General features: G+C 28.8%; 10 protein-coding genes. 3 read left to right on the top strand and 7 right to left on the bottom strand.

All coding sequences use genetic code 11. The features are described from left to right. The first annotated feature begins 26 nt into the window (after window positions 1-26). Complete coding sequence (locus Q0V24_RS01610; protein ID WP_297517989.1) at window positions 27-941, top strand: CPBP family intramembrane glutamic endopeptidase; 915 nt, start codon at window positions 27-29, stop codon at window positions 939-941. 94 nt (window positions 942-1,035) lie between these two features. On the opposite strand, the gene Q0V24_RS01605 is transcribed toward Q0V24_RS01610, so the two are convergent. The 5 genes from Q0V24_RS01605 to Q0V24_RS01585 form a co-directional block, all read right to left on the bottom strand. Beyond that, window positions 1,036-2,445 carry a C69 family dipeptidase gene (locus Q0V24_RS01605; protein ID WP_297517986.1) on the bottom strand — a complete coding sequence of 470 codons (1,410 nt, stop codon included), beginning with the start codon at window positions 2,443-2,445 and terminating at the stop codon, window positions 1,036-1,038. A gap of 369 nt (window positions 2,446-2,814) precedes the next feature. Beyond that, window positions 2,815-4,968, bottom strand: coding sequence for a Tex family protein (locus Q0V24_RS01600; RefSeq protein WP_297517983.1), 2,154 nt, complete (start codon window positions 4,966-4,968; stop codon window positions 2,815-2,817). A gap of 50 nt (window positions 4,969-5,018) precedes the next feature. Further along, window positions 5,019-6,117 (bottom strand): peptide chain release factor 2 gene (gene prfB, locus Q0V24_RS01595; RefSeq protein WP_297517980.1). Its coding sequence is split into 2 segments (ribosomal slippage): window positions 5,019-6,038 and window positions 6,040-6,117, totalling 1,098 coding nucleotides; the frame shifts between segments, so codons are not numbered across the junction. A 161-nt stretch (window positions 6,118-6,278) separates the two neighbouring features. Then, entirely contained in the window at window positions 6,279-7,571 is a 1,293-nt protein-coding gene (locus Q0V24_RS01590; protein WP_297517977.1) for an AAA family ATPase, read from the bottom strand. Window positions 7,572-7,697: 126 nt separating this feature from the next. Continuing rightward, window positions 7,698-8,984: a conjugated bile salt MFS transporter gene (locus tag Q0V24_RS01585; RefSeq protein ID WP_297517974.1), complete on the bottom strand. Its 1,287-nt coding sequence runs from the start codon at window positions 8,982-8,984 to the stop codon at window positions 7,698-7,700. A 476-nt stretch (window positions 8,985-9,460) separates the two neighbouring features. Between Q0V24_RS01585 and Q0V24_RS01580 the strand changes: the two genes are divergently transcribed. After that, window positions 9,461-10,318: a hypothetical protein gene (locus Q0V24_RS01580; protein WP_297517972.1), complete on the top strand. Its 858-nt coding sequence runs from the start codon at window positions 9,461-9,463 to the stop codon at window positions 10,316-10,318. 69 nt (window positions 10,319-10,387) lie between these two features. Here Q0V24_RS01580 and Q0V24_RS01575 read toward each other — a convergent pair whose 3' ends face one another. Then, window positions 10,388-10,525 (bottom strand): hypothetical protein, encoded by a 138-nt coding sequence (locus tag Q0V24_RS01575; protein WP_297517969.1) that lies wholly within the window; start codon window positions 10,523-10,525, stop codon window positions 10,388-10,390. A 62-nt stretch (window positions 10,526-10,587) separates the two neighbouring features. Next, the gene (locus Q0V24_RS01570) at window positions 10,588-11,157 is read right to left on the bottom strand and encodes a hypothetical protein (RefSeq protein ID WP_297517967.1); all 570 of its coding nucleotides are present in this window, start codon (window positions 11,155-11,157) and stop codon (window positions 10,588-10,590) included. Between the two features lie 504 nt (window positions 11,158-11,661). On the opposite strand from Q0V24_RS01570, the gene Q0V24_RS01565 reads away from it, so the two are divergent. Then, entirely contained in the window at window positions 11,662-13,092 is a 1,431-nt protein-coding gene (locus Q0V24_RS01565; protein WP_297517964.1) for a cation:proton antiporter, read from the top strand. Window positions 13,093-13,129: the final 37 nt, after the last annotated feature.

Genomic DNA, 13,129 nt, shown 5'->3' with positions numbered 1-13,129 from the left:
TCATATTAAATTTCAAGGGGGATAAAATGAAATTTTTAAAAGATATAATTGATAATAAAATTGAAATTAAACCACTATCTATATTCAAAATTATTTTAGCCTATATAGCACAAAATATATTTACAATCCCGTTCTTATTTGTATTCACTATTGGATATGGTGTTTATCTTGGCGCTACTACTCCTATCGGCTCTGCTATAGAAGTAAATTATATTGTAGAATCTCTACTTTTCTCTTTAGCAGCTTTTATTGGACTTCTTATAACTATTAAAGTTTTTTCGGTAAAAAAGAGAAAAAAACAAACTGACCCAAACTTTGGCTATGAATATATAGAAGATGTTGAAACAAAACCTAGACAAGAACCTCTTAAATTAAATGTAAAAATTGTTAGAGGCTGTATTTTTCTTGCAATGGGATACTTGTTTTTTGAGGTTGGAACACTTGGTCATTTCACTGCTACAATAGAAATCTCTGCAGAAATCACTGCTGCTTTTGAAAAAATATTAGAGCAAAATCTTGCTTTCATCTTATTTTCTATAGTAATTGAAGCTGCTTTTGTAGAAGAAATACTTTGTAGAAGCCTTATCCTTAATGGACTTTTAAATAAATATTCTCCTAAAATTGCTATACTAATATCAGCTCTATTCTTTGGAATAATACACATGAATATTCCTCAGTTTATAGGTGCTGCCCTTATAGGAATACTTTGGGGTACTTTATATTATCAAACAAGGTCACTTAAACTTTGTATGATTGTTCATGCTACAAATAACTTTTTAGTATTCTTCCTTGTTATGCCAGAAACACCAGGTCTAAAAATTATTTATTCTATAATTTATATAATTGTTGGACTTATCTTATTTGTTAAAGGATTTAATGACCTTAACCTTATGAAAACTGTTAAAGAATTTTTCCCAAAGAAAGAAAAACAATTAGCTTAACATATAAAAAGGAGAGTGCAAAGTAACTGCATTCTCCTTTTATAATTTAATTTTTGCTAATAAATCTTTTAATCAAATAATTTTAAATTAAGCTTTATAGATTTGCATCCATATTAAAAGTTAATTTAGAATACTCAAGACTTTTAGTTACAAGAGTTCCTATATACTTCATTGTTTTAACTCTCATAGTTTCAACAATTTCATAGTTTTTATTAGTTAAATACTCTAATACCACTTCTGGTTTTAAGTTTGCAACTACTTTATCACTCTCTCTAATCATTTTAAGTTGTTCTAAATAACATTCATCTCTATAATCAATATTTTTTTCTATCATTTTGCTATAATTCCCATTAACAAGAGCTGCTGCTGTTCTATACATCCAAAAAGCATCTTTTAAATCCCATTCCATTCCTGTATTACTAAATGATTTATCTGTATCTTTTGAATTTCCGTAAAATGCAACATATGGTGAGAATACATGTCCACCAAGACTTAACCACATAATTGTAGAAATCTCTTCTGGTACTGAATTTCTAACTTGCATTATATGAGAATTTTGAGTTCTATTAAGTCCTATAGGTCTAAATAATCCTTTTTTTATTACATCTCCACTTGCTGTACATGGGTCATATTCTGTTTCATTATAATGTGATCTTAAAACATACTGTGCATCATCAACTGAAAGTTTTCTATCTGCATAAAATATAAATGGTAATTCACTAGAAACTGGTGATTCATCTACTGATTTATTTAGATACTTATGTGAAAACCATACTCTTGGAGTATTATAATGACGGTCTTTTTCTGAATCTGTTCCAAAGATTTTTCTAGAATTCCAACCTTTTAAATTGCTATTTAAACCATTGTCTTCTACAAACTCTCTAATTCCATCTGAATACATAAAGTTTTCAGTATCATTAAAATCAATTTCTTGAATTGATACTTGGTTAGCTACAATAGCACATGCATCATCTGGAATTCTCATTGCAACCCAGTGATGACCTGTTAGTATTTCCATATACCAAACATCATTTTTATCACTAAAAATAACTCCATTACCTTCTCTTGAACCATATCTTGCAACAAGCTTTCCTAAATACTCAATACCATTTCTAGCTGAATCTATATATGGTAAAACTAAATCAGTGATAAAATCTTCTGAAATTCCATCTTCAACTAATGGGTCACATGCTAACACTCTTTTATTAGCATAAAAACTCTCTGTAGCACTCATCCCTACATTCTTTTCATTAAAGCCACACTCACTAAATCTACCTAATTTCTCCATATTAACTTGTGGTGTTAACTGACATCTATAAGCCTTAGTAGGTAATTTCATCTTGAATTTATTCAAAATCCCTTTTAAATACTCATCTTGCTTGTCATTATGTTCTCTAACATAAAATCTCATTGGTGTATCTACTGCAAAAGTATCACAGTTTCTCCCAATAATAGTTGACCCATCTCTTGATGCATTTTTTCCAATTAAAATAGTTGTACACATATTAAATTCCTCCTACTTTTTAAATTTATTTCACTTCTCTATGTAACCTGTCCTGTTTATATATTCAATTTACCCCCAAATTGTTTTCAAGTAAAATATGGATAAATATGCTTTTAATCACATTTTTCTAGATTTTGTGATTTTTTATCTCCTATTTTCTAAATTTATAATTCTATTTTCACCCTTTTATTATTTTTTTATATAAATCCTATTAAACTTTACACCTTTTGATAAAACCTTTAATACTAAAATCTTTTTATTTTAACTAAACCTGTATTTTAGTATATAAATTTTACCTATAACTAAAAAAAAGCCTACAAACTAGCATTTTATTGCTCTAGTTTATAGGCTTAATATCAATTGTAAATTTTATTTCATTGTAAGTGATATTCTTTTTCTTTTTATATCTACTTCAATTATTGAAACTTCTACAACGTCCCCAAGACTTACAACATCAAGTGGGTGTTTTATAAATTTATCTGCCATTTGGCTTTTGTGTACAAGTCCATCTTGGTGAACTCCAATATCTACAAAAGCTCCAAAGTCAGATACATTTCTTACAGTTCCCATAAGTTTCATACCTGGTTTTAAATCTTCCATATTTACAACACCTGATTTTAATATAGGCTTTGGAAGATCTTCTCTTGGGTCTCTTCCTGGTTTCTTAATTTCTTTTACAATATCGTTAAGAGTTGGCTCTCCTACTCCTAACTTTTGTGCAAGGTCTGAAATACCTTTAAGTTTAACTCTTGAATCTATATCAGTAAGCTCTCCAGCTTTTAAATCTTTCACTGCATATCCTAAAGCCTCTATCAAAGCCTTAGTTGTAGCATATGATTCTGGGTGAACTCCTGTATTATCAAGTGCTTCCTTACTTTCTGCAACTCTTAGGAAACCTGCACATTGCTCATAAGCTTTTTGTCCTAGTCTTTTAACTTTTAAAAGTTCTTTTCTAGTCTTAAACTTACCATTCTCTTCTCTATACTCAACAATATTTTTAGCTATTGTGCTATTAATTCCTGAAATATAACTAAGAAGTGCTGGTGTTGCTATATTAAGGTCTACCCCAACATTATTAACACAATCCTCAACTATTCCTTTTAAAGATTCATCAAGTTTTTTAGGTGTTATATCATGTTGATATTGTCCTACACCAATCGCTTTTGGCTCTATTTTAACAAGCTCTGCAAGTGGGTCTTGAAGTCTTCTACCTATTGAAATAGCCCCTCTAACTGTAACATCTAAATCTGGATATTCATCATTAGCAAGTTTTGATGCTGAGTAAACTGAAGCACCAGCCTCTGAAACTATAACATAGAATAATTCTTTTCCCTCTTCTGCTTTAATCTCTGATATCATTTTTGCAATAACTTCTTCTGACTCTCTTGAAGCTGTACCATTTCCAACTGAAATAACTTCAACATTATGTTTTTTAATAAGTTTTTTCATTTGATCTACATATTCATCAATTCTATTTTTTCCAAGAGTAACATAAACAGTTATATTCTCAAGGAATTTCCCTGTATCATCAAGAACTGCAATTTTACAACCTGTTCTAAACCCTGGGTCAAATCCCATAACAACCTTCCCTTTTATAGGTGATTGCATAAGAAGTGATTTAAGATTAGCTTTGAATATATCAATAGCGCCAATTTCAGCTCTATCATTAAGCTCTGCTCTAATCTCTCTCTCTACTGATGGGTAGATAAGTCTTTTTAATGAGTCTTTAATTGAAAGTTCTAAGTATTTATCTGTAATAGTATTTCCTGTTAAAATATGCTTTTTAAGATATTCTATAATCTTATCATTATCAACCTCAACACCAACTGATAATACTTTTTCTTTCTCTCCTCTATTAATAGCAAGTATTCTATGAGAAGGAATTTTTGCAACTGACTCACTATACTCATAATACATTTCATATGCAGTAGTTTCATCACTCTTCCCCTTAGTAACAAGAAGTCCTTGTATAGCTAAAAGTCTTCTAATCCATTTTCTATACTCTGCATTATCAGAAATAGTTTCACTTATAATATCCATTGCACCATTTAAAGAATCCTCAAAAGTTTTAACACCTTTCTCATCATCAATATACTTTGATGCCTCTACTTCTAAATCTCCTTTAAAAGTTCCTAAAAGAATTAACTCTGCAAGTGGTTTAAGTCCTCTCTCTGTAGCCATTATCGCTCTAGTTCTTTTCTTTTGCTTAAATGGTCTATATAAATCTTCAACCTCTGTTAAAGTAATAGCTTTCTCAACTTTTGCTTTAAGTTCTGGAGTTAATTTTTCTTGCTCCTCTATAATTCTTAAAACATCAGCTTTTCTCTCTGTAAGATTTCTAAGATATGTAAGTCTTTCTAAAAGATTTCTTAAAACCTCGTCTGAAAGCCCACCTGTTCTCTCTTTTCTATATCTTGCAATAAAAGGAACTGTATTACCCTCATCAAGCATATCTATAACACTCTCAACCTGACTTAGATTGATTCCAAGTTCTTTGCTTATAGCTAAATTAATATTATTCATTAAACTTTCTCCCATCATACTAAATTTTCTTTTACTTTATTATGGTAACCTTAGTTTTCTGATAAATAAGCTGTTATAAAACTATCTAATTCCCCATCCATAACTGCATTTAAATTAGAATTTTCTACATTTGTTCTATGGTCTTTAACAAGTGAATAAGGGTGGAACACATAACTTCTTATCTGACTTCCCCATCCCATATCTTTTAAATCGCCTGTTAAATCTTCAATCTTCTCTTTATGTGCTCTTTCTTTAAGCTCTATAAGTTTAGCCTTTAACATTTTCATAGCAGTATCTTTATTAGAGAACTGACTTCTCTCATTTTGACACTGAACAACTATCCCTGTTGGAATATGAGTAATTCTTATAGCTGAATCAGTCTTATTTATATGTTGCCCACCAGCACCACTTGCTCTAAATGTATCTATTCTTAAATCAACTGGATTTAAATCTATATCTTGATCCTTTGTAAGTTCTGGCAATGCCTCAACAGATGCAAAAGATGTCTGTCTTTTACCATTAGAGTTAAAAGGTGATATTCTAACAAGTCTGTGGATTCCCTTTTCTGCTTTAAGATATCCATAAGCAAACTCACCCTTAACACTTAAACTTACACTCTTAACACCAGCCTCATCACCTGCTTGATAATCAAGAATTTCTACTTCATAACCTTTTTTCTCACACCATCTTGTATACATCCTAAGAAGCATAGAAGTCCAGTCATTAGCATCAGCACCCCCAACTCCTGTATGAAGAGTTAAAATTGCATTATTCTTATCATATTCTCCTGAGAGCATAGTCTCAACTTTAAGTTCTGCTAATACTTTCTCTACAAAATTTATCTCAGAAATAATTTCACGCTCTGTGTCCTCATCTCCATCTTCTAGAAGTTCCTTTAAAACTTCAACATCATCAATTTTATCAATAAGATCTTTAAAATTATCTATTCTATCTTTAATTTGCTTACTTTCTTGTGTAACCTCTTGCGCTTTGTTGACATCATCCCAAAAACCATTTTCCTGCATCTTAAGCTCTAGTTCTTGATACTGCTTTTCTAAACCAGCAAAGTCAAAGTAAAGCCCCCATTTCTTCTAAAGTTGATTTTAAATCTGGAAGCCTACTTAATTTACTTTCAAGTTCTACGTTCAACTACAATCACCATCTTCCTAATAGCTAATTATCTAGCTATAAACTTATTTTTTAATATATATTTAGTATATCATTTTATGGAAAAAATAAAAAACTTATAGAAATTATAATATAAAAAATAGGGCTATCATTTCTGATAACCCTATTTTTATATTATAACTCTAAATTAAAAATGTTGCATATAATGGAACTGATTTAATTCCATTTTCAAAGCCAAAATTCTTTGCAGACACTCTTATTGCAAAATCTATATCATATTTCTTTATAAATTGATTTAAACTCTTAGCCCTAACATTATCTGCTGCTTTTACTTCTATTGGTATTATTCTCCCCATCTTATCTTGAATTACAAAATCAACCTCTGCTTGACCTTTTGATTCCCAGTAATAAGTTTCATGTCCACTAGCATTCAATGCAAAGCAAACATAATTTTCTGTTAAAGCACCCTTAAATTCATTGAATGATTTAACTTCTGAAAGTATTATATTTGCAGGTATCCCAAACTTAGAACAAAGAAGTCCTGTATCTGTCATATATACTTTAAATGAATTAAAGTCAGTATATGCTGTAAGTGGTAATTTCCCCTCACTACATTTAAAACATTTTAATATTACACCTGATGACTTAAGCCACTCTATTGGTGTTTCATATTCATGTGCTCTAGCTCCTGATTTAATTACTTTATACTGAAACTTTTTATTTTCCTTCGCAAGTTGTGCTGGAATACTATTAAAAGTTGCCATTATCTTAGTAGTTTCTACTGGAGTTGCATATTTAGCCATATCAGCTACATATGAATCATTTATGTTTTTTTGATTTGCAAATACAAAATCAAAATCTCTTTGTTCTACATACTCCTTAACAACAGCAGGCATTCCACCAACAATTAGGTATGTTTTATATAAATCCATTGCCTTATTATGAAGACTAAATGGTTCATCCTTTTCAAAACTTTCTTTAATTAGTTCTATTATATCTAACTCACCAATTGCCATTAAATATTCTTCAAAATCTAATGGATACATTGTTTTTAAATCTACTTTTCCTACTGGAAATGAATATTTCTCCCTATTCACAGCAACCCCAAGTAAATTACCTGCTGCTATAATATGATACCCATTAGCATTTTCATTAAAATATTTTAATGCTGTAAGCGCTCTCTCACAAGCTTGTATTTCATCAAAGAATATAAGAGTTTCCTCTTCATGTATACTTTGCCCTGAAATTATAGAAAGATTTTTTACTATTCTCGTTGTATCTAAATCTCTTTCAAATATTTCAACTAAATCTCTATTATTTTCAAAGTTAAAATAAACAATATTTTTATAATATTCTTTTCCAAATGTAAGTGTTGAATATGTTTTACCAACCTGTCTTGCACCTTGGAGAATTAAAGGCTTTCTATTTCTACTATTTTTCCACTCAATTAACGATTTTACCATCTTACGTTCCATTTAATGTAGCCTCCCTTACACTTTTACTAACTTAATTATATACATTCTTACATTTTTCACAATTTATATTCAATTAAATAAAATAAATAGGATTACCATTTCTGATAATCCCATTTTTATAAATTATTAAACAATTTCATTTTTTGCTCTAAACTCTATTATTCTTTTCTCATTTAATTTTTTCATTCCTATTGAAGTAAGTACTATTAATGTATAGGCACTAATTATAAGTATAATTACTATACTCCATGTTACATTATACCCAAACTTTTGAACTATTCCTCCAAATAAACTTGACCCAAATGCAAATCCTACTGCAAACATAAGATTTGTTATACCAAGGATTGTCCCATATTCTTTTTTACCAAAGAATACTCCTGTCATATAAGCAATACCCATTATATATGAGAATATTGCTATTCCAAAGAAAGCTGCAAAACCAAAAGCAAGTATTAAATTAGATGATGATACTAAAAGTAAAACTCCACCTGTAGTCGCTGCTATGCCTGCCATTATAATACATTTTGTAACTCCAAATTTATCAAACAATGTTCCTCCAATTAAGTTCCCCATAAGTGAGAAAGCTGCAATAGTTGCCCCTACAGATCCAACTAAAGCTGGTGCAAGTCCAGCACTTTTTAAATATCCTGGATATTGAACCATTACTGCTGATACATAAAGACCTATTAATATAAATCCTATAGCATACATCCAGTAATATTTCATGTTCTTAACCTCTGCAAAAGTATAACTTATATCTACTGCTTTCTCTTTATTTACATCTTCATGCTTTTTAGACTTTACTATCTCACTATCACCTTTTGGCATTCTTAGTATAAATAAAACTACCGGAATACTTACAGCAAGTGAAAGCCCTCCAAATATAAAGTAAGATTTACTATGACCAAAATTCATTAATGAAATTGCAGTCATTTGTTGTAAAAACATATTACCAAAAGCTCCACCAGCAAAAGCTAATCCAAGCGCTTTACCTTTTAATTCCTCTGCAAACCAGTTATTAATTAAAAGTGGTACCCCTATGGAAGATATTACTGCTGTTCCAATTTGAGTTATTCCCCCAATTATATAGAACTGCCAAAGACTATCTGCAAGACCAAAACTCATAAATCCAAGCCCTGATAAAATAGCCCCTACAATAAATAGTATTTTAGGATTGTATTTTGAATACATTTTCCCAATCATAGGTGATGCTATTGCACCAATAATTGTTGATAATGTAAATAATAATGAGAACCCAGCTACTGTAAACCCTTCCCCATTAACAACATAATCCATAAATTGCGGCTGTATATTAGATGCTACACTAAATGGTACTGCTTGAATAAGCATACATCCAATAACTATAAGCCACCCAGTAAGAAATTTCTTTGAACCTGACCTTGAAACTGTCAAACTCTTTTCCTCCTTTTAATATATAATTTATTATTTCAGTTTTAAAATGAATTTTAATTCACCAAAAAATTCTTATTTGTAGCAAATTATAGCATAATAAAGCAAACTTTTTATGTCTATTTATTGAATATTCTTAACATAATCTCCAATTTTATAATTTCACAAAAAAATAATCCTAGCATACCTAGAACTATTTCTTATTTATTTCATTTTCAAGTTTCTCTACAAATTTTTTTGCTATTTAAGTTTCTAAATATATATACTTAACCCCAAAATTATAACTAATACACTCATTTTCTTCTCCTTAAACCTTTAGGAAATTCTTCACATATTTATATTCTTGCAATACATCCTAGAATCCTTTGAAAATCAAATTTTTACAGAACTTAGCTTATGATTATGTTATAATGTAGCATACTAAAAGAAATAATCAGTATTGAAATTCACTTCAATATTTAAATAAAAAGGAGATTCCTATGAGAGTAATAACAGAAAATATCTTATGTTTAGATAGACCTTATATCAACCTAAAAAGATTATCAACAGAAACTGCTATAAGAAAAGGTTCAATAGATGAAAAAGGACTTAAAACTACTTACATAATAGATCAAACTACAAAAAACTTATTTAAAAATGAAAACTACACAGTAGAAGTTAATAAAGGAATTGAAAAACAAACTTACAATACAGCTACACTTAATAATACTTTACTTGTAGATGTAAACTATGTATCAAGAACTGGCCCTAGTTCTGCAAAACTTAAAGTTTTTGCAATTATAGATGGAATTAAATATGCCCTTCCATACGGACAATTTGAAGATATTTATGATGGGTGTTTTGAAATTCTTGCTAAAAACCTTGGTGATGATGAAGAACTTACTTACATCAACTATGGATTTAAAAATCTTGAAAAAGAAATAATCACTGTAGATATAAAAATAAACCTTGAAAGACTTGCAGATTTTAAAGATGTTGTAGACTACAAAAGAAACATTGATTTCTTTGTATTAAATAATACACTTGCTTCAATATCTAAATTTGATATAAAAAATAAAAAAAATAAAATTGAAGTTACTGATAAAATTACTGTACTAAGATACCAATTCTCAGACAGACTTTATGAAATACTTAAACCAACAGAAGGGAAAACAGTTAACCTTGCAGAAACAGATATAATCTGTGACTTAACAGATATAGATTTCCCAATAGTTAATATGTACACAAGTTACGGACTTGCTAAACTTGTAGATATAAAAAATAATGTAATCCCTACAACTAAAAACACAAATCTATTTGCAAATATATTAGATTTAGGATTACCTGTATTAAGATAATTTCAAATATGAAAAACCTCTCCTGTTTAAGTTTCTGACAGGAGAGGTTTTTTTCTACTTTATATAAAATTATTTGCTTTCACTTTTTACTTTTCCAACAATACTAATATCTAAATTTAATCTTTTAGCTATTTCATCATTATCAAAAACATCTAAAAATGCTTTTATAGCATCTATCTTACCTTCTTCTATCCCTTGTTCTTTCACTGAATATAATGTGCATTTGCTTCATCGTGTAATGCATTTTGTCTCATCTCATACATAGCTCTTTATTTTTTATCACTTGTGCAATCATTATGAATTCCACCTTTAATTTCTTTTCTATCAAATCCAACGAATAACCTAGTTAAACTCTTTCCATCTATATGTTGCTTTTCATAAATAAGATAATTCTCTTTAACTTCCTGAGTTCCTTCAAGTATAAAAATATTTGTTTCATCTATATTTTGAAGTTCTATCTTATTAAATACATCTGTTCTAATTAATTTCTTGTTACTATAAGTCACTTCTTCTTTAATTTTTTCATTCATATTTTCTATATTCATTCTCAAATTATCTTTTAAAACATTTTCATAATTTTTCACATCACTTAATATCACTCTTGTTTTATCACAAAGTGGACAGCTCATTATACCAAAAACATCAAAATCTCCAATTAAATTTACCCCTAGATTTTTTGATATTTTTTTCAGTTCTTTTCCACTCAAATTATCAATAGAACAACTAACTCTAGCAAAATTATTTTTACTTATATAATCTGCTAATATGCCCCCCATGAATAACAATATTACAAATATTATTCCTAGAATAGCTACCACTTTCCCAACTTTATTTTTCATACTTATCCCCCATAATTTAGCTTTCTAAATTAAATACTACCAATTCTTACACTCACTTTCTATATAGCAAAAAACTTTAACATTAAAACTATTCTCACTAAATTCATACTTAATCCCTAAATTTCACAATAGAAAAACTACTAAAAATCCTACCTATATTTCAATAGGTAGTGAATACACTGATTCAAAAAAAGAACTTTCAAATATAATGCTTAAAGAAAATCAGATTGATTTTGGAGATTCTAAAATTTTCAATTCCATTTATACTAAAAAAACTATATCCCTTAACTTAAATCACTTCTCAGTTATAAAATTAATAAAATCCCACTACTTTTTAAGTAATAAATATTTTCTTCATACTCTATACAAATACATTTAATAAAATGGAATTATTACAAATGTTATTTTTAGCATTTGTATTTATTTTTAAAATTCAAGCTACAAAAGTGATTGTATTTATCACATTAACTAAATTAAATTTACATAAAGGATTGTGAATATACTATGGAACATACATTAAACTATAACTCGTTACTTATCATTTCAATAATTGCTTTTTTTACACCATTTTTAGTTTCAAAACTAAAATCAGTAAAAATTCCATATCAAGTAGGTGAAATAATAATTGGAGTTATTGTTGGAAAAACTTTTTTAAATATAATAACTCCTGACATGACTATACTATTACTTTCAAATCTTGGGCTTGCCTACTTAATGTTCTTAAGTGGATTAGAAATAGATGTTAATGCTCTTTTGTCTAAAAAAACAGATAAATCTCATATAACCACATCTATCAAAATGTTTATAATATCTGCAATAATAGCTTTTGTCCTTTCAATATTCTTACTTCCATACCTTGGTATAAGTAATGGCTTCGTATTATTTGCATTAATATTTACAGCATCATCACCAGGCTTAATAGTACCTATGTTTAAACAAAAAGGAATTTTAAAAAGTTCTTTTGGGCAAATCATTCTAAGTTTTAGTATTATCTGTGAGTTTGTTTCTATAATTGGACTTACAATTATATTTTCAATCTCTGAAAATGGTTTTTCTATAAAAAGTTTTGAATTTATTTTGGTATTTGTTTGTGCAATCATTCTATACTACTTAGCTAAATTCTTTATAGAAAAACATGATTTTAAGACTCCATCAATGAAAAATATTCATGTAATAATACGAGCTGCTTTTGCTCTTATTTTGATATTAGTTGTTGTTGCTGAAAAACTTGATACAGAAATAGTTCTTGGGTCATTTCTTGCAGGATTAATCTTCTCTATGCTTATCGGAAAAGCTAAAGAGGAAGTATCTCATCAACTAGATATGATTGGATACGGCTTTTTAATTCCAATATTCTTTATAATGGTTGGTGCTAATGTTGATTTAAGAATCATTCTATCTAAGCCAATAATTTTACTTAAAGTTTTAGTTTTATTAGTAATCTTCTTATTAGTAAAATTAATTCCATCATTATTGTTAAAGAAAAAGTTTGGTTTGAAAACTTCACTATCTGCTGGAATGATTTTATCTGCACAGCTTAGCTTAGTTATAGTTGCAGCTCAAGCTGCATTAGAATTTGGTTATATAGGCAATGCTGATTACTCTGCTTTTATCCTAGCAACTATTCTTTCATGTGTTATTTTCCCTATATTATTTGAAAAACTTCTTCCTAAAACTTTAGTAACTGATAAGGTGAAAAACAAAGACCTTGTTATAAGGGAAGTTGTTTTATCTAATCCCGATTATGAAAATAAACCACTTAAAGATTGTATTTTCTCAAATTCTTGCAGAATATTTTCTGTAACTCGAGATGATGATGAATTTTTACCTAATGCTACAACACAGCTTATTAGTGGTGATTTGCTAGTTTTAGTTGGAACTGTTGATTGTGTTGATAAAAGTATTGATATACTCTCTGGCACCACAGATAATTAACAAAAAAAGAGGGCTGTTTAATTTAAACAGTCCTCTT

It is taken from the genome of uncultured Clostridium sp., assembly GCF_947039605.1.
Taxonomy (GTDB): Bacteria; Bacillota; Clostridia; order Clostridiales; family Clostridiaceae; genus Sarcina.
This window is presented reverse-complemented; position numbering and strand designations above follow the sequence as displayed.